The organism is Pseudomonas sp. SJZ103 (assembly GCF_007828335.1).
Classification (GTDB): Bacteria; Pseudomonadota; Gammaproteobacteria; order Pseudomonadales; family Pseudomonadaceae; genus Aquipseudomonas.
This window is the reverse complement of sequence record NZ_VIUN01000018.1, coordinates 72,137-89,498: the sequence shown is the minus strand read 5'-3', so window position 1 is coordinate 89,498 and position 17,362 is coordinate 72,137. Positions and strand designations below refer to the sequence as shown.

22 protein-coding genes are annotated in these 17,362 nt (G+C 61.6%); 11 read left to right on the top strand and 11 right to left on the bottom strand.

The features are described from left to right. Position 1: 1 nt before the first annotated feature. Positions 2-1,585, bottom strand: coding sequence for a ShlB/FhaC/HecB family hemolysin secretion/activation protein (locus tag FBY10_RS27945; RefSeq protein ID WP_145338471.1), 1,584 nt, complete (start codon positions 1,583-1,585; stop codon positions 2-4). A 141-nt stretch (positions 1,586-1,726) separates the two neighbouring features. Continuing rightward, the gene (locus FBY10_RS27940) at positions 1,727-2,056 is read right to left on the bottom strand and encodes a DHCW motif cupin fold protein (protein WP_131699925.1); all 330 of its coding nucleotides are present in this window, start codon (positions 2,054-2,056) and stop codon (positions 1,727-1,729) included. Between the two features lie 140 nt (positions 2,057-2,196). Between FBY10_RS27940 and FBY10_RS27935 the strand changes: the two genes are divergently transcribed. Then, positions 2,197-2,682, top strand: a complete 486-nt coding sequence (locus FBY10_RS27935) for an HIT family protein (protein ID WP_145338470.1) — start codon at positions 2,197-2,199, stop codon at positions 2,680-2,682. 157 nt (positions 2,683-2,839) lie between these two features. After that, positions 2,840-3,661 carry a hypothetical protein gene (locus tag FBY10_RS27930; RefSeq protein WP_145338469.1) on the top strand — a complete coding sequence of 274 codons (822 nt, stop codon included), beginning with the start codon at positions 2,840-2,842 and terminating at the stop codon, positions 3,659-3,661. Here the strand turns inward: FBY10_RS27930 and FBY10_RS27925 are convergent. Further along, positions 3,618-4,094: a DUF488 family protein gene (locus FBY10_RS27925; RefSeq protein WP_145338468.1), complete on the bottom strand. Its 477-nt coding sequence runs from the start codon at positions 4,092-4,094 to the stop codon at positions 3,618-3,620. The two genes, FBY10_RS27930 and FBY10_RS27925, sit on opposite strands and share 44 nt — an antisense overlap. A 150-nt stretch (positions 4,095-4,244) precedes the next feature. Next, positions 4,245-4,712, bottom strand: a complete 468-nt coding sequence (locus FBY10_RS27920; protein WP_145338467.1) for a GNAT family N-acetyltransferase — start codon at positions 4,710-4,712, stop codon at positions 4,245-4,247. 402 nt (positions 4,713-5,114) lie between these two features. Between FBY10_RS27920 and FBY10_RS27915 the strand changes: the two genes are divergently transcribed. From FBY10_RS27915 to FBY10_RS27905, 3 genes are all read left to right on the top strand, one after another. Beyond that, positions 5,115-5,408 carry a fructose-bisphosphate aldolase gene (locus tag FBY10_RS27915; protein ID WP_145338466.1) on the top strand — a complete coding sequence of 98 codons (294 nt, stop codon included), beginning with the start codon at positions 5,115-5,117 and terminating at the stop codon, positions 5,406-5,408. 288 nt (positions 5,409-5,696) lie between these two features. Then, on the top strand, positions 5,697-6,188 hold the full coding sequence (locus FBY10_RS27910; protein ID WP_131699919.1) for a GNAT family N-acetyltransferase: 492 nt from the start codon (positions 5,697-5,699) through the stop codon (positions 6,186-6,188). 18 nt (positions 6,189-6,206) lie between these two features. Then, complete coding sequence (locus FBY10_RS27905; RefSeq protein WP_145338465.1) at positions 6,207-6,632, top strand: GNAT family N-acetyltransferase; 426 nt, start codon at positions 6,207-6,209, stop codon at positions 6,630-6,632. Between the two features lie 59 nt (positions 6,633-6,691). Here FBY10_RS27905 and FBY10_RS27900 read toward each other — a convergent pair whose 3' ends face one another. After that, positions 6,692-7,897, bottom strand: coding sequence for a YgcG family protein (locus FBY10_RS27900; protein ID WP_131699917.1), 1,206 nt, complete (start codon positions 7,895-7,897; stop codon positions 6,692-6,694). A 128-nt stretch (positions 7,898-8,025) separates the two neighbouring features. Between FBY10_RS27900 and FBY10_RS27895 the strand changes: the two genes are divergently transcribed. Both FBY10_RS27895 and FBY10_RS27890 read left to right on the top strand, forming a co-directional pair. Next, a complete protein-coding gene (locus FBY10_RS27895; RefSeq protein WP_145338464.1) occupies positions 8,026-8,841 on the top strand; it encodes an alpha/beta fold hydrolase in 816 nt (271 codons plus the stop codon). Further along, the gene (locus FBY10_RS27890) at positions 8,831-9,973 is read left to right on the top strand and encodes a PAS domain-containing sensor histidine kinase (RefSeq protein ID WP_145338463.1); all 1,143 of its coding nucleotides are present in this window, start codon (positions 8,831-8,833) and stop codon (positions 9,971-9,973) included. Before FBY10_RS27895 ends, FBY10_RS27890 begins: the two co-directional genes overlap by 11 nt. Here FBY10_RS27890 and dapF read toward each other — a convergent pair. After that, entirely contained in the window at positions 9,961-10,764 is an 804-nt protein-coding gene (dapF, locus tag FBY10_RS27885; RefSeq protein ID WP_145338462.1) for a diaminopimelate epimerase, read from the bottom strand. The genes FBY10_RS27890 and dapF overlap by 13 nt on opposite strands. Positions 10,765-10,838: 74 nt before the next feature. Between dapF and FBY10_RS27880 the strand changes: the two genes are divergently transcribed. Continuing rightward, the gene (locus FBY10_RS27880) at positions 10,839-11,342 is read left to right on the top strand and encodes an AAA family ATPase (RefSeq protein WP_145338461.1); all 504 of its coding nucleotides are present in this window, start codon (positions 10,839-10,841) and stop codon (positions 11,340-11,342) included. Here FBY10_RS27880 and FBY10_RS27875 read toward each other — a convergent pair. Then, the gene (locus FBY10_RS27875) at positions 11,339-12,940 is read right to left on the bottom strand and encodes a murein L,D-transpeptidase (RefSeq protein WP_145338460.1); all 1,602 of its coding nucleotides are present in this window, start codon (positions 12,938-12,940) and stop codon (positions 11,339-11,341) included. The two genes, FBY10_RS27880 and FBY10_RS27875, sit on opposite strands and share 4 nt — an antisense overlap. Before the next feature lie 40 nt (positions 12,941-12,980). On the opposite strand from FBY10_RS27875, the gene FBY10_RS27870 reads away from it, so the two are divergent. Beyond that, positions 12,981-13,694 (top strand): murein L,D-transpeptidase catalytic domain family protein, encoded by a 714-nt coding sequence (locus tag FBY10_RS27870; RefSeq protein WP_131699911.1) that lies wholly within the window; start codon positions 12,981-12,983, stop codon positions 13,692-13,694. Between the two features lie 30 nt (positions 13,695-13,724). After that, the gene (locus FBY10_RS27865) at positions 13,725-14,471 is read left to right on the top strand and encodes a creatininase family protein (RefSeq protein ID WP_131699910.1); all 747 of its coding nucleotides are present in this window, start codon (positions 13,725-13,727) and stop codon (positions 14,469-14,471) included. A 111-nt stretch (positions 14,472-14,582) separates the two neighbouring features. Here FBY10_RS27865 and FBY10_RS27860 read toward each other — a convergent pair whose 3' ends face one another. Both FBY10_RS27860 and FBY10_RS27855 read right to left on the bottom strand, forming a co-directional pair. Further along, a complete protein-coding gene (locus FBY10_RS27860) occupies positions 14,583-14,915 on the bottom strand; it encodes a hypothetical protein (protein ID WP_145338459.1) in 333 nt (110 codons plus the stop codon). 34 nt (positions 14,916-14,949) lie between these two features. Then, a complete protein-coding gene (locus FBY10_RS27855) occupies positions 14,950-15,594 on the bottom strand; it encodes an ATPase (protein ID WP_145338458.1) in 645 nt (214 codons plus the stop codon). A gap of 130 nt (positions 15,595-15,724) precedes the next feature. On the opposite strand from FBY10_RS27855, the gene FBY10_RS27850 reads away from it, so the two are divergent. Continuing rightward, a complete protein-coding gene (locus tag FBY10_RS27850) occupies positions 15,725-15,997 on the top strand; it encodes a hypothetical protein (RefSeq protein WP_131699907.1) in 273 nt (90 codons plus the stop codon). Here the strand turns inward: FBY10_RS27850 and yfcF are convergent. Both yfcF and FBY10_RS27840 read right to left on the bottom strand, forming a co-directional pair. Further along, entirely contained in the window at positions 15,972-16,604 is a 633-nt protein-coding gene (gene yfcF, locus FBY10_RS27845) for a glutathione transferase (protein WP_131699906.1), read from the bottom strand. The genes FBY10_RS27850 and yfcF overlap by 26 nt on opposite strands. Before the next feature lie 96 nt (positions 16,605-16,700). Further along, positions 16,701-17,237: a DUF924 family protein gene (locus FBY10_RS27840; protein WP_145338457.1), complete on the bottom strand. Its 537-nt coding sequence runs from the start codon at positions 17,235-17,237 to the stop codon at positions 16,701-16,703. Between the last annotated feature and the right edge of the window lie 125 nt (positions 17,238-17,362).

The following is a 17,362-nucleotide window of genomic DNA, read 5'->3' as shown; positions in this document are numbered from 1 at the left end:
CTCAAAAGGCCAGGCTGAGACGGACATGCAGGCGATCATCGCCGCGCTGGGTTTCACTGGCTTCGACGTGCAAGGCATGGCCGTAATCCATTTGCAGATTGAGGTTGCGCCGGTAGATCAGGCGCACGCCCAAGCCGGTGCTGCTCAGGCTGATGTGCTCGAACTCGCCGGGCAGTGCGTTGTTACGGGTCAGATAACCGGCGTCATAGAACGCCAGGGCACGGCACTGCCAGCTGCCGCCCAGGCACAGCGGCGGCGTGTAGGCTTCGAGGTTGCCGACCACACCCGAGTCGTTGCTCACCTCGCGTTCACGGAAGCCGCGCACCGACGCCGCCCCGCCGGCGCCAAACTGCTCGCCGGGCACCAGGGCATCCTTGGTGTACTGGCCGTTCAACGCCGCGCGCAACTGCCAGGCGGCCGGCAGGATCTGCGTGATGCTCGTCGCGAACCGCAACGCTGTGTAGTCATCCCGCGCATGGGCGCGCGCCAGGTCGAAATCGCGCTGCTGCCCCTTGGACCCGCCTGGAATGTTGTGCAACAGCGACAGGCCGATGTTCGCGTCGCCATCCACCCGCACCCAGGTGCCCTGATACCCCAGGCTGATGGGGTGCACGGTAATGTCGTTGCCCAGTTGCACATCGAACAGTTCCAGGCTGCTTTTATAGGCCTTGTAGTCGACGCCATAGACCAGCTTGGATTGGTAATTGCCCACCGTCGCCAGGTTGTGGTTGTAGCGCGTGCCGAAGATCGTGCCACGGCCGCTCACGGCCAGGTCGAAGATGCCGGCCGTCACGGTGCCGCTGTCGACGTCCGAGTAGCTGGTGAACAAGTCCAGGGAGTCGCCCAGCGCATACAGCGGCAGGTGGTAGCCCAGGCCGTAGACACTGACCCGCTCGGGCTTCTCCACCGTGGTGGTGTATTGCAGGCTCATCACCTGGTCGCGGCCGAACATATTGGCGTTTTGCAGCACGGCGCCGATGTAGGTCCGCCCGGTTTCCTTCGAGCCGCTGTTATCCAAGTTGAGGGCCGCGTTCCACGGTGACTCATCGCTCACCTGCAGTTCGGCGTCCACCGTATCGCTGGCGGCGCTGCTCTTGAGCTTCATCACGGTCTGCTTGGCCGGGTTCTCGTTGGCCAACTTGAGGCTCTTGGACACCGCCGCCAGGTCAGGCGAGGTGCCTTCCTGCAGCGCCGGCAGCGACTGGCGCACGTTGGCGGTGCTGAAATGCCGGTTACCGGCGACTGTCACCTGGCCAATCCGTACCTGCACCACATCCAGTATCACCACGCCGCCATTCAATTCCTGCTCGGGCAAGTCGACGCGCACTAGGGGATAGCCGAGCCGATGGAAGGTGTCTTCGAGCGCCTCCTGGGCCTTGGCCACGTCGCTGAAGTCGCGTTGGGCCCCCTCGAACGGCGCCACCGTTTGCGCCAGCGCACTGGCCGGCAGCAGCGTATTGCCGCGCACTTCAAAGCGGGTGATGTCAAAGCGTGGCGACAGCGGCTCACTATCAGCGGCCACTGCGAAGGAGGTGCACACCGCCAATGAGGCGGGCACCAGCAAGAGCATGAAACGGTCGATCATGGGTTGGCCCTTAGGCAGCGTACGATTTAAACGACTTACGCTGCGTTAGGCGCCAGCAGGGGCAGGCCCCGGCGCAGAGTGTAGCCATTAGATTGCCACTGCGATAGAGAAAGTCCCCATGTTTTCGAAGGGTTTGCAGGTTTAATCCACAATAAACAGCTTGGCCCCCGTGGCAGTGGATGAACGATGCCCCTCCATGTCATTGCCCACCTGGTAACTCATCCCGGCCGTCAGCGTGAACTGGCGGCCGTCTTCCAACTCTGTGTGCAACTCGCCTTCCAGGCACAGCAGCACATGCCCGCGCGTGCACCAGTGATCGGCCAGGTAACCGGGGCTGTAATCGACCCTGCGCACGCGGGTGGTGCCGAAGTGGCGGGTGCGCCATGAGGCACTGCCGGTAACGCCGGGGTGAAGCTCGGGTTCGACGGTGGACCAGTCGGTGATGCCAAACGGGACAGCGGTGAGTTCCATGGTTTGCTCGGTCGTCAGTTAACGTGGCCTGAGGCTATCCACCCGACAACCTGCGCGATAGACACAGATCCCGTGGTTTTGTGGGATACAGGCGAGCGTGCTTGTTATCCTGCCCACCCTGCTCCCAAGGACGCGTGCTGATGCAGATCGACCCCGCCTACATCCTGTTTGAGACCGAGCACTGGCTGCTCAACCATCACCTGGCTTCGAAGCTGCCGGGTTACCTGATGCTGGGCGCCAAGGCGCCGATTGATTCCCTCGCCGATATGCCGGAGGCAGCGTTAGCCGAATTGGGTGGACTGCTGGCAAAAACCCAGCGCGCCATGGAAGCGCAACTCAAGCCCAAGTGGTTGTATATCAGCCGCTATGGGCATATGCCGGGGTTCCCGCTGCACTTTCATTTCATCCCGGTGTATGACTGGGTGGAGGATGCATTCTGGCGGGATGAGCGTTATCGGCGGTTGCAGGATTTGGGTTCGCAGGACCTGGCAAAAACGCTCACCGATGGCGCGGAACTGACGCTGTTTGTGTGGCGGGAGTTGGGTGAAAGCCTGATGCCGCCGGTGATCAAAGGGCTGTCGGTTGAGCAGGTGATCGGGAGCTTGCGCGCGCATTTGCGTCACTGATGGAGATCCCCGGCGGGAGCTGACTTATCGGCACGGGTGGCGGTGTAGCATCAGGAATCGAAGTGCTTTGTCATGTGTGCATGCGCCGTTACAAGTCTGTCTGGCAGCTTTCCGATGCCTGGATACAGTTCAGAAAAGACTTCTGGATATGGCCCCCATGAAACGCAAAGTTCGAATCTTGATCCTGTGCAAAACCTACCCTTCCCCGAGCGCAAAATATGCCGAAACATCCTGCGTTGCGGGGATGGATGAGGACGGCAATCTCATACGGTTGTATCCCGTACCGTTTCGCTTGGTGACCAGTGATCAGCAGTTTGCCAAGTGGCAATGGATCGAAGCCTCTATAGAACGCAGCCCGGCGGACCGCAGACCAGAAAGCCATAAGATCGGCGTGGACAGTATTTGTGTGGGCAGGACCCTGCCCGCAGGCGATTGGTACGAAAGACGAGTATTGCTGGACAGACTGATGGTTTATGAAAATTTTGACGCACTGGAAAAGGCCAGGATTGAGCATAACGTCCCGCTAGGCCTGATCAGGCCGGCACGCATCGCAGCATTACGCATCCAGAAATCAGCCTCTACAGAATGGACCCCAGAGGAAATTGACAAGCTGCAATCGATGCAACGCCAACCCAGCCTGTTTGAAGAGCAGGAACACGCCAGCATCAAGCGCCTGGAGAAAGTGCCCTTCGACTTTCATTACGTTTATGAGTGTTTGGTCGACGGTGAACTGAAAACCCATATCCACAAAATTGTCGACTGGGAAGCCAGTCAACTCTTCAGAAACGTGTATCGCAAACACGGCGCAAAAGGTTGGGAGGCCCCCTTTCGGCACAAGCTGGAAACCGATCTACCCGACAAAGACCTCATGCTGTTGATGGGCACGATCCATCGTTTTCCCAAACAGTGGCTGATCGTAAGCTTGATCTATCCGCCTAAGCGACAGAACGAAGACGATCAACAAATAGCGTTGTTTTGACCGACAGATGCTGAGCTTCCAGCGACGGCTCCACTTCCTGCGCGGCTTCGGCAATCAAACTGCGATGGCAAAAACTTGCGTCCGCCTCATAGCAGACCATGCAGACCCGCTGTTCAGCCGCACTGCAAAGCAGCTCGCTCAACACCGTGCCTTGGGTGCGGATATAAGCCCTGAACTCACGCGCATAGGTGGCCCAATTACCGTCTTCCTTGAATTGCCTGCGTATGGGCTTCGGGCAGCCGAGCGGCCGGATGTGCTCATAGGCGATCCCCTCCGCAGCCAGGCATTGGGCAAAGGCATTTTTGGAGAAGCCTTTTTTTCGCGACAGCGGGTATTCACGCACATCCAGCACCTTGTCGATCCCAGCCTGCTTGAGTCGCGCGATGAATGCGTCGATAGACAGTCCTTCGTAGCCTGCAGTGTAGAGGTTCATGCGGAGTCTCCTGGGGCCTCCCGGCGCGATCAAAAGGTAAAAAAGCGCCGGGACTATAACATCGCCGGTTATTGACCAGACTTTGAGGGTGACGGGCGGAGCAGATTATTGCGTAACAAGCAAATAGCGCTTTTTGGCCAGTACACCGTTTCAACCAATCTGCTTTTTCATCGGAATGCACGCCAACTGCAACCCCGACGGCGAGTGGTAAATCGCCTGCTCATCCCCCACGTAGCCACACGCGCGATAAAAACTCGCGGCATTCAACGTCGCGTCCAGCACCACCTCTTCAATCGCCAGTTCCCGTGCGACCTGCTCAAGGTGATCCAGCATCGCCTTGCCATGCCCGCGTCCGGTGAATGCGGGCAACACGAACAGCGCGCCGACTTCGTGGTTGGCCGGGTCAAGCATGCCGGTAGCGATCGGCTCACCGTTCAGCCAGCCCAGGTAGAACGGTTTTTCCATCAGCGCGCTGTAGCCGTCCTCGGCCTTGCCACGGGTCCAGAGCGCCATGTGTTCGGCGGTGTAGGCGCCGATGCATTGGCTGCGGATGGCTGCGCGGCGGATGTCAAAAGCGGCGTTGGCGTCGGTGGGGGTAGCGCGTTTTATTTCCAGCATGGGGTCCTTCCTTCATGGGTTTTCATTGCCCGCCGGGGTGAATGAATAACGGAGGTGAGGGAGCTTGCTCCCGCTTTGGCAGTTTAATCTTATCAATCCCTTAGGCCGATGCAGTCGTTCTGCCAGTCGGTTGCACCTCGGCTGGCGGCACTTTATAGTTCGCCCCGTCGCCGGCTTTGGTCAGCGACAGGGTTTCGCAGCCCTCACAATTATTACCAGTACCGTCAAACCCGACGCAGCCGATTCACGGCTGCCTCTCGTTTTATGGCGGTTGTGCGTGGGAGACCTTCGGGTCTGCCGGGTTCTGGTAATAATCCCCGGTCTGCGAACCCGCGCACAGCTGCCACCCCCTTTGTTTCGCAGCAAAACGGTGGCAATTATTCTTTCTTGAGGATTATTACCATGACAACTCAACACCCGCCCCGCCGCTTCACCCCCATGTCCCAAACCGCAACCGACTACCCCGTGCTGCTGATCGACAGCGACGCCCCACTCAGCGAGCTGCATGCCTGCGCCAGTGAGCGTCTCAACGCCGCCCTCGCCTATCTGCACCTGATGGCCTGTTCCAACGTGTCCGACTATGCCGCGCACGACATCAACACCGTCGCCAATACCGCCCGGATCATGGTCCAGGATGTGGCGGATGTGTTTACGGTGATCGAGCGGCGAGGGTTTGATTCGCCTGCGGTGAGTTGATGTGACTTGAGCGGTGAGGAAGCCCGCTTTGGCGGGTTCCACACTGCCTCTTGACCTCGATGGCCCTGACCAACATGCATCGGAAACAGTACCCACCACCAAGCCTGGCGCGGACAAAACTGTGGGAGGGGGCTTGCCCCCGATAGCGGTGGGTCAGTTATAAATGGGTTGACTGACACGCCGCCATCGGGGGCAAGCCCCCTCCCACAATTTCGATCTGTGTTCTGCGCAGAGTCCCAGCGAGGCCGTTATGATGTGGCCTTTCGCTCAACGCCCCAGGAAACGCCCATGCCCGCCCTCACCTTACGCAACGCCCTCCCCGCCGACGCTGCCCGTTGCTACGCGATTGAAATCACCGCCTACGAGGGCGACGAAGCCGCGACCCTGGAAAAGATCGCCACCCGCATTGCGCTATACCCGCAAGGCTTTTTGATCCTGGAGGCCGAGGGCGAGGTGGTGGGTTTTATCAACGGCGGCTGCGCCCATGAAGTGGTGATGTCGGACGAGGCGTTCAAGGAACTGGTGGGGCATTCGGCCGAGGCGCCGAATGTGGTGATCATGTCGGTGGTGGTCGACCCGGCGCATCAGGGCAAGGGGTATTCCAAGGTGTTGATGACCGAGTTCGTGCAGCGCATGCGCGCGATGGACAAGCGCACGATTCACCTGATGTGCAAGGAACAGCATGTGCCGTTGTACACCCGCATGGGCTACACCTATGTGCGCCCTTCACCCTCGGATCATGGCGGCATGGCGTGGCATGAGATGGTGATGACGCTTTAACCAACGGAGGGTTTCGCGATGACCGCAGCGCTTATAGAAATCAGCGACCAACCCAACCCCGACGCCGAGCGCATTCTCGGCAACGGCCTCGCGGCGTTCAACGAAGGTATTGCCGGCTACAACGACCGCCTGCCACTGACGGTATTGATCAAAGACCCCAACACCCGGCAGATCGTCGGCGGCATCACCGGTAAAACCACCTTGGGCATGGCCTTTCTCGACCTGTTCCATCTGCCCGAAACCCTGCGCGGCACGGGCCTCGGCAGCCGGTTGCTGCACGCCTTTGAGCACGAAGCTCGGCGGCGCGGCTGCGCGAACGCGGTGCTCTACACCCTCAGTTTTCAGGCCCCGGGGTTTTATGAAAAGCATGGATGGGTGCGGTTCGGGGAGGTCCCTTGTGAACCGGCAGGCAGCAGTCGCGTGTTTCTGTCCAAGCGGCTGTAACGTTCCGGGCTTTGCCAGACAGCCGTTTGCAGCCTGGCGTCACGCAGAACAAGCTCCGATTACCAACTCCCCGACGCCCCGCCACCGCCACTGGAACCACCGCCCCCCGAGGAACTGCTGCTGGAGCTGGAGCCACTGGAACCCGAACCGGAGCCACCGCCCGAACCGGACCCCGAGCCGGAACTGGCAATGCTCTGCACAAACACGATAAACGCCACAAAGGAGGCCACTGGAATCGCCACGATCCAGCCCTGATACCCGTGCCCCAACAGTGTCCCCGCAGCGACGTAGATGGCCATGACTGCCAGCGCACGCAGGAGGAAAAAGCGCGGGCTCTTTTTCCAGGATGCCCTGATGACGAAGAACAACCCGAGGTACAAGCCCAGCACCAACGCCGCGCCAAACGGCCACACCAGCCAATGGATATAACTGACCTCCACGAACCGGTTGGCGATCACCACCCCGACGATATAGGCCAACAGCCCTATCACGCAGTAGAACGCCGTGCGCGCCAGCCACAAGGCGCCGAAGGTGGCGCCGCCGATCAGAAGGGTCAAGGGCAGTACCAGCAGGTACATCGGCCATTCCCGGCCGCCGGCGAATGCCACCAGCGCCACGGTAACGGCTGCCGTGGCGATCAGCGCCCCCCGCCAGCCCAGCTTGCGCGCCGCGACCAGCACGCCGCCGACGGCACCGCACACAAACGCCAGCAACACCGCAAGCGCCTCAAGACTGCCGCCGTGCCCGGCCACTTGCGGCAAGTCACCGCCATCCACCAGGACAACCAGGTCGTTCACGCCCTGCTCGACACCGCCGGCATAGTCGCCCTGGCGAAACGCCGGGGTGATGTGCTCTTCGATAATCCGATGGGCCAGCAGGTCGGTCACCGTGCCCTCAAGGCCATACCCCACCTCGATGCGTACCTTGCGGTCGTCCTTGGCCACGACCAGCAGGATGCCGTCGTTGATGTCCTTGCGCCCCAGTTTCCAGGCGCGGAACAGTTGGTTGGCGTAGTCCTCGATGCTCGCGCCACCGGTGGTGGGCACAAGCAACACGCCAACCTGAGCGCCTTTGCGCTGTTCGAGGGCGGCGAGTTGGTCTTTCAGGCGGGTGGTGGTGTCGGCGTCAAGGGTGTTGGTGAGGTCGATCACCCGCTGGTCGAGGGCCACGCCGATGGGCGACGTGTCGGCCTGGGCGGTGATAAACAGGCCGGTGGACATCAATACCAGCAGACTCAAGACGGATTGCCGCAACCACCGCATCATGTTTGTTACCTGAAGTTTCTTCCTGAAGGCGCCGACTTTACCCTATCAACGCTATAAGGCGTGACCCAAAGCCATCGACTATCTAAACTGCAGCACACCTAGCAATACGCCATAATTTCGAGATCCCCATGGGCCTACTCCAGCGCAACAACGTCAACGTGATGGGTGACGGGCACTCAACCCTGGTGTTTTCCCATGGTTTTGGCTGCAACCAGGCCATGTGGAACTACCTCGCGCCGCAGTTCAAAGAGCGTTTTCGCGTGGTGCTGTATGACCTGACGGGCGCCGGCCTCTCCGACCTCAACGCCTTTGACAAGGCCAAGTACAGCACGCTGGACGGCTATGCCCGCGACTTGAACGAGATCATCGACGCCTTTGCCGAGGGCCCGGTGATCCTGGTGGGGCACTCGGTCAGTGCGATGATCGGCACCCTCGCCGACCGCCTGGCCCCCGGCCGTGTCGCCGCCCACGTGATGATCGGCCCCTCGCCTCGCTATATCGATGCCGACGGCTACGTGGGCGGTTTCAAGCGCGCCGACATCGACGACCTGCTCGACACCCTCGACAGCAACTACCTCGGCTGGTCCAGCGCCATGGCCCCGGTGATCATGGGCGCCCCCGGCCAACCGGCGCTGAGCGACGAGTTGACCGAGAGTTTCTGCCGCACCGAGCCGGACATCGCCAAGCAGTTCGCGCGAGTGACCTTTATGTCGGACAACCGCCAGGACGTGATCGGCCTGCCCACCCCGGTGCTGATCCTGCAATCGAGTGACGACCTGATCGCCCCGGTGGCCGTGGGTGAATACCTGCACAGCGTGCTGCCCAACAGCACCTATTGCCTGGTGGACAACGTCGGCCATTGCCCGCACATGAGCGCGCCGCAGGCCTGCGCGGCGGCCATGGATGCCTTCCTGGTGCCGTGGATGGCAGCGCGTGCCGGCTGATCTGTTCGACAGCGCCGCCTGCGCCCTGGCCGTCACCACGGAAGATGGCACGATCCAGCAGGCCAACGCGCGCTTCAGCGACTGGTTGGGGTTCAGCCTCGCCGAGCTGCAAGGCAGGCGCTTCCAGGACCTGCTGAGCATGGGCGGGAAGATCTTCCACCAGACCCACCTGGCGCCGATGCTGCGCATGCACGGCAGCGTCACCGAGGTAAAGCTGGACCTGCTGCACCGCGATGGGCACAAGCTGACCGTGCTGCTCAACGGCAACAAACGTGAACAGGCGGGCGTCGTGGTGTACGACCTGGCGCTGTTCGGCACCACCGACCGCGACAAATACGAGCGCGAGTTGCTCAACGCACGCAACCTGGCCGAAGCGCTGTTGCAGGAAAAAACCGCCACCGAAGTCGCGCTGCAACAAGCCCAGGCCGAACTGAACGAGGCCTACGCCATCGCCCAGCGTCGCGCCCTGTTTGCCGAGCAGATGGTGGCGATTGTCAGCCATGATCTGAAAAACCCGCTCACGGCGATTCGCATGGCCTCGGACTTTCTCAGCCGTGGCGAACGTACGCCCAAGGAGCGCCAACTGCTGGGGCATATCGGCCAGTCCTCCGAGCGCGCGCAACGCATGATCGCCGACCTGCTGGACTTTACCCAGGCACGGGTCGGCCAGGGCATCACCATCAAGGCGGCGCCGCTGGACCTGCATGAGGTGATCCATCGCGCGGTGGACGAACTGCGTGTGGCGTTCCCCAAGGCAACGCTGGTGCATCAAGCACAAGGCAGTGGCGACGCCTGCCTGGATGCCGATCGCGTGCAGCAGATCATCGGCAACCTGGTGGCCAACAGCGTGGCCTATGGTGACCCGCAACGGCCGATCACCATCACCTCGCGCCTGGCTGACAGCGCTTGCGAAGTGGCGGTGCACAACCACGGCACGGCGATTCCGGCAGGTTTGCTGGCCGGGCTGTTCGAGCCAATGACCCGTGGCACCGACCAAGGAAGCGACGTGCGCAGCGTGGGCCTGGGCCTGTATATCGTGCGGGAGTTGGCCAAGGTGCATGGCGGCGATGTGGCGGTGAGTTCCTGTGCCACTGCCGGCACCACCTTTACGGTGACGTTTCAGAGCAGGTAGGCACTGCCCTGCATGATCGGCTCCACGCTGCCCGTCAACACCACACCGCCCTGCCCGTCCCAGCGCACAGTGACCGTACCGCCGTCGCACTCCACCTGCACCGTGGCATCCAGCAAGCCACGGCGGATGCCATTGACCACCGCGCCGCAACAACACGAACCGGAACCCAGCGGCACGCCGCCGCCACGCTCCCAGATGCGCAGGCGGATATGCCCACGGTCGAGCACCTGCACGAAATGCACATTGGTCCTGGCCGGGAACAGCGGGTGAATTTCCAGCGCCGGGCCCACGGCGGCCGGGTCGATGGCGTCGATGTCGGCCACAAAAAACGTGCAATGGGGGTTGCCCATGCTACACGCCGCCGGGTTGCCCGCCAGCGGTAACGTACACGTATCCATGGCCTCGGCCAGCGGCACGGCCGACCAGTCCAGCGACGGCGCGCCCATGTCCACCGACACCCGCCGCCCCGCCTCGCGCACACAGGTCAGCAGGCCACGGTCAGTGCGCAGCACAACCGAATCGCTGCGGGTTTCATGCATCAAGCGGTCGGCCACTCCACGCGTGGCGCTGCCACAGGTTTGCAGCGGCGTGCCGTTGGGGTTCCAGAACTTGATGCGCGCGGCGGCGTCTTCGCAGTCGAGCACCACGGCCAGTTGATTGAAGCCAATGCCGGTGTGGCGATTGCCCAGGCGGCGGGCGACCTCGGGGGTGACAGGGTCGTCCAGGCCACGGCGGTCGATGATGATGAAGTCGTCGCCATGGGCGTGCATCTTTGTGAACGGCAAGGTCATGGACTGTCCTGGGGTCGACCGGTGGGGGAACTGGAGGATACCCTGAACCGACCCAACCTTATCGAGAGTCAAGCATGCTTATCGTCTTCAGCGGCCTGCCCGGCACCGGCAAAACCACGATTGCCCGCGAGTTGGCGCGCCAGACCGGTGCGGTTTACCTGCGCATCGATGTGATCGAGCAGGCGATTCGCGACGCGGGCGTATTGACGGGTGATGTCGGTGCCAGCGGTTACGGCGTGGCGAATGCGCTGGCGCTGAGTAACTTGCAGTTGGGCCATAGGGTCGTCGCCGATTGCGTGAACCCGGTGCAGGAAAGTCGGGCAGCCTGGACAGCAATGGCCGCGAAGGCAGAGGTGGCGCTGATCAATATTCAGGTGGTGTGCACAGACTCGCAGGAACACCAGCGCCGGGTGGAAAGCCGTACGGGCGACATTCCTGGGTTGACGCCGCCGACTTGGCAGTCGGTGTCGGCGCACGAGTACGAGCGCTGGGACCCACCCGTGTTGACCCTGGACACGGCCTCCGTGACAGCCACCGAGGCCGTCGCGTTAATCGTCGCCCACACGGCAATGCCCTAGAGGACACTCCCCATCGCCTTCATCAACACCAGGTCGCGCCCATAAATATCCGGCGCGTACACAAGGTCACCCTGGGCGTCGACCTGCACCGTCCAGTAACCCAACAGCACCGGCACCGGGGTGGCCAGCCTGAATTCATGGGTCACGCCGGTGGCCAGCAGTTCATCGGTGCGCGCGCGTTCGGCCGGGCTGACCAGCAGGTCGCGCAGCAGCAACGGTTGTTCAACCCTGACGCAACCGGAGCTGAACGCCCGTGGGCCTTTGGTGAACAGCGGTTGGCTCGGGGTGTCGTGCAGGTACACCGAGTACGGGTTGGGGAAGCGCATCACGATCTTGCCCAGCGGGTTGCGCGGGCCGGCTTCCTGGCGCAGCAGGATATTGCCGGGGCGCGCCCAGTCGATATTTTCCGGCGCCAGCGGGTTGCCTTCGGCGTCGAGCACTTGCAGGTTTTGCTGGCGCAGGTATTCGGGGTTGAGCCGGATGGCCGGGAGTTTGTCCTCACGCATGATGGTGGGCGGGATGGTCCAGGTGGGGTTGAGGGTCAGCCGGGTGATGCGAGACTTGAGCAGCGGCGTCTGGCGTTCGGCGCGACCTACTTGCAGGCGGGTTTGCCACACCGGGATGCCGCTCTGGTACACGCTCAGTTGCGCGGCGGCGACGTTGACCAGCACGCCTTCGGGCTCCAGGTCCTGGGCAAGCCAGCGGAAACGCTCGAGGTTGATGCGCAGTTGTTCACGGCGCATAGCCGGGCTGATATTGAGTTCGGCCACCGTGCCGGCACCGATCACACCGTCCGATTGCAAGGAGTGGCTGAGCTGGAAGGCTTTCACCGCCGTGACTAGTTCCGGACCGTATTGTTTGCCCGCGCCCTTGGGTTCGACAGGCAGGTAGCCACCGCTGTGGAGCCGACGGGCCAGTTCCGGGACGCGCGGGTCTTCCATGCCGGGACGCAATAACGGGCCGCTGCCGACCGGGTCCCAATGGGGCAAGGGTTGAGGACGCACCATGGAATAGGCGTTGCGCAGGCTGCGGTAAAGATCGGCGCTGGGGCGTGCCTGGTCGAAGGCTTGCACCATGTCCTGCAGGCCGACGGCAGCGAGGGCCAGCACTTCGGTGTTGGGGTCACGGGTGGGCGGCTGCGAATGCCACAGCGGTTCGAAGCGCGATTGCTGCAGGCGTCCGTAGTGCAGATCGTGCAGGGCTTGCAGGTAGTGCTGGCTGCTGCCGATGTCGCTGCACAACACGTTGGCCGTGGCATCCGCCGCAGGCAGACTATAGTGGGTGGGGTCCAGGCCGTCGTCGGCGAGCATCAGCAACTGAGTCTGGAGCGCTTGGCGGCGCGTCTCATCCGCCCACAACGGTGCATCGCCTTGTTGCTGATAGAACGCTTGCAGGCGCGCAAGGGCCGGCGCATCGATCTGCGATGCCAGGCCGGGACAGACACTGGGCAACTGCGCCAGGGCTTGTTGCACCGGAGCCAGGTCAAGCGGCGCGGGGGTCGTAACGGGCAACGGCTGCACCGGCAGCGCATCGGCTGTCGCGACCAATGGTGCAACGAGCAAGCAAATGCTCAAGTAACATGCGTGTTTTTTGAACAATGACTTTGCTCCAATCCACAGCGGGGGAGATGTACTGTAGATGCTGACTTTTATGTGTCGCCTCGGTTTGGCCACCGTGGGCCTGGCTTTACTGAGCAATTCTGCGCTCGCCGCCAATGGCAACCCTCCTTCCTTGTATAGCAGCCTGGCGCGGTCGGCTCCAGAACTCAATCCCGCTGTACTGAAAAGCGCCCTGAACGCCGTGCAATGCGCGGTCAATAATGGCGAAGAACGCTCCGAGCGCCTGGCCGTGATTGACTACTCCCAGCCTTCGACCGCCCGTCGGCTGTGGATCTTCGACCTGCGCAAGAAAACCCTGGTGCTGCGCGACCTGGTGGCCCACGGTGCCAAATCCGGGGAAAACTTCGCCACCCAGTTCTCCAACCTCGAAGGCAGCCACCAATCCAGCCTGGGCCTGTTCCGCACCCAGGAAAGCTACTTGGGCACCCATGGCTATTCGCTGCGCATGGACGGCCTGGAACCGGGATTCAACGACCAGGCCCGCGACCGCGCCATCGTGATTCACGCCGCCGACTACGTTAGCCCCTTGTGGAGCAAGCGCGAAGGCCGCATCGGCCGCAGCCAGGGTTGCCCGGCCGTGCGTCCACAGGTGGCGCGCCAGGTGGTGGACAAGCTCAAGGACGGGCAGTTCATGTTTTCGTGGTACCCCGACCAACGCTGGTTGAAGTCCTCGACGTACCTCAATTGCAAACCCCAACAGGTGGCGAGTAGTCGTACAATCCGTGGCGGTTAGCCTGTCCCCACAGATAAAAGAGAGCTTCGCATGCTTCTACATCAATCGACCTGGATCGAGATCGGGCAGTTCCTGGAACGCAGCCGCACGGTGGTGATCCCCATCGGCTCCAACGAACAACACGGCCCCACCGGCCTGCTGGGCACCGACTGGATGTGCCCGGAAATCATCGCCCATGAGGCGCAAAAGCACGCCGACATCCTCATCGGCCCGACCTTCAATATCGGCATGGCCCAGCACCACCTGGGCTTCCCCGGCACCATTTCCCTGCGCCCTTCCACCTTTATCGCTGCGATTGGCGACTGGGTGCGCTCGCTGGCCGGGCATGGTTTCGACAAGATCCTGTTTCTGAACGGTCACGGTGGCAATATCGCCACGATTGAAGCGGCGTTTTCCGAGCTGTACGCCGAGGCGAGCTTCGGCCGTCGCCCTGCCGGGTTTGCGTTGAAGCTGGTGAACTGGTGGGACTTGGAAGGCGTCACTGACCTGGCGCACCGCCAATTCCCGGTGGGCCATGGCAGCCATGCGACGCCTTCGGAGATCGCAGTGACGCAGTGGGCGTACCCGGACGCGATCAAGTCGGCCGACTACTCCCCGCAAATCGCCAACACCGGGCCGATCCGCGAAGCCCTGGACTTCCGCGCACGCTTCCCCGACGGGCGCATGGGCTCGGACCCGGCGCTGGCAACGGTGGAGAAAGGTGGGGAGTTGGTGGCATTGGCAGCTCAAGGGCTGGTCAAAACCGTCAACAACTTCAGCAACGAAGCCAGACCTTAGGCCTTATGCAGATCCAAATGTGGGAGGGGGCTTGCTCCCGATCGCGGTGGAACAGCCAGTTTATCTGTAGCTGACCCACCGCGATCGGGAGCAAGCCCCCTCCCACATTGGTTATCTGCAGTCCTGCGCAACCTGTTCAAGCCGCGACGGCGTGATGGTCGACGCCAGCGGTTTGCGCTCATACAAAAACACTTTGCCGCCGTCCCCGGCCTTATAAACTTCCAGCACGTCATCGGCAGCAATTTTGCTGGTCAACACCACCCTGGCGTGGCGCGAGTTCTGCGTCACGGTCGAGGTGATCCCGTGTTTTTCCAGCTTGGGGAGCACGCATTGCACATAGGCTTCGGGGCTCTTGCTGGTTTGCAGGATCAGGGTCGGCTTGTTAGGAGCAGAAACACAACCGGCCAGCAACGAGGCAGCGACCGGTACGAAAAAAGAGCGCATGAAAAAATCCTGAGTCTAAAAATAAAGGTTCACATCAACCCGCGCGAACCAGCGCCTTGAGCGAGGCATCGAACTGCTTCAACGCATCGAGCTGCACATCCCGCTGCTGCTCGATCCGTGCGGCAATTTCCGGTGCGGCCTTGTCGTGCACCCACACCGAGGGCACCTGCCTGTGCACCGAGCCTTCGGCCTTGGCGATGTATTGCAGATCGGCGTCATAGAACCGCGCGATAAAGCGCGCCTCGACCTGATCGTTGCGCGGGGTCAGCAGTTGGTTATGGGTATCGAGCATCACCACCACGTCGGGGCGAGCCTGCACCAGGGCATCCAGGTTGTCGTAGACCGTCACCGACAAAAAGGTTCCCTGCAGCGAGTTCATCAACCAATCAATGGCCAGTTCCGGGTCGGAGCTGTTGACGAACGCCTCGCGGATACGTCCGTCAAGGGCATCCCTGGCGCCATTCAAGGCCATGTCGTGGTAGCGTTCAAGGTAGCTGAGGTTGTCGCGGGTGTTATCGCTTAACAACACGCCCACCGATTGCGCACGCTGCAGGGAGTCTACGCTACCGACGATAGGTAGCAAATGGCCTGTATGCAGTTCACCGGCGATGGCCGCATTATTCACCAGCACGGTGCCGAGCATCAGAATCATTAAACCAAGCTGAATAATCGTCCTCATCACGCATTTCCTTGAACAGCGTTTCGATGAAGCAATTTTGCGCTTTCCCTGCAAAAACAGAACTTGCAATGCGTGATGGTGACTATTATCTGAAGCGATAGTGTCGCGATAAAATTTATAAGGAGCCGCCATGAAGCCCCACCAGAAAACCTTCGACCGTATTCGCGAAGCTGTCTTGCCGGAGTTTCGCGAGCGAGTCGCCGATTACCTGGCCGACTATGAATACGTGCTGCAGAATCCGGGCGCCGACCCAGACCAGGCCTATGCCAGTGCCCAACAATTGCGCGGCTACCTGCGCGGCTTGAACACCACGCGAGTGCTGGGCATGGCCGATTGGGAAGACCTGGACCGGCGCGTCATGCAAATGACTGCAAACGCTACAGCGCAGGACGTCGCAGGTTGACCCATTCCTGCACAGACGGCCGGCACCACTGGCGTTCTGCATAGGCCACCAGCTCGGTGGGTACGCTGTCACCGTTGAGGATCAGGCGATTGAGCATCACCGCCAGGTCCACATCAGCAATGCACCACTCACCGAACAGGTACGAAGGGTTGCCCGCCAACAGCGCCTGTGCCGCACTGATCAAGCGTCGGGCTGCCCCTTGGGCGTCGGCTGACAACGGCGGCATTTTCTGCCCATAAAACACCACCAGGGTCGAACGCTCCTGGCGAATCGGCAGCAAGTCACTGCGCAGCCACGCCTGTACCTGTCGCGCCCTCGCCCGCTGTTTTGGATCGGCCGGGTACACGGCTGTCTCGGGGTAGGCCTGGTCCAGGTATTCGGTAATCGCGGAGGATTCCGACAAGGCAAAATCGCCTTCCACCAAGGTCGGCACCCGCTGGGTCACGGACAACCGGGCAAAATCGGCCGTCTGGTTTTGCGCGGCATCCAGGTCCAGGGTGACCAGGTCGAAGGCCAGGCCTTTTTCCCGCAGGGTAACGAACACCGACATCGCGTACGGGCTGGTGTAGAGCGAATCAACGTAGAGGCGTAACGGGGGCTGGTTCATGGCGGGGCTCCTTGGGTGAAGCCCTACGCTACGAGATGTGCGGCGGGAAAGACAATGCGCTGTTTTTATGGGGGCATTCCTGGACGGAATAGCGGGTTAACCGGCAAACCCGCCCTTGTCCAGAAAGGCGCGTTCTTCATCCGTGGTGACCCTGGCCAGCACCGCATTACGATGGGGGAAACGCCCGAAGCGCTCGATGATCTGCGCGTGTTCCTTGGCCCAGCGGTAAGTGTTGGCGTCCAGCTGCTGGTTGAGGATCAGGGAGCGTTGCTGGTCCCTTGGGTCTTCCGAGTGTTCGAACGGCAAATAACAGAACGCGCGCAATGCCGGCTCAACCTGCTGGTCGAGCCCGGCGTCCACCATGCGCTGGGCATACAGGCGTGCCAGCGGGTCGGTGGCGAACATGTGCGCCGTGCCGCGAAAGGCATTGCGTGGGTATTGGTCGAGCAGGACCAGCAAGGCCAAGGCGCCTTCGGCTGAATCCAGCCAGCTTTCCAGCTCGCGCCGGGCGGCTTGCAGGTGGGTGGCGTGGAAGGTCTCGCGGAAGGTGGCGTCGAAGGCATCGTCCTTGGCGAACCAGCGTTTGGGGCCGGCTTGCTGCCAGAAGTCGATGACGGCTTGGGGGGTGCTCATGCTGAGGGCCTACGGAAACGATTTCACTGACGGTATCAGAATCCACGATCTGCGTCGGACTTTAGAGAGTCGCGGCAAGGTGCCGGTTATTGTTATAAGATAACGCCAACTTTCCGCCCTGCCCT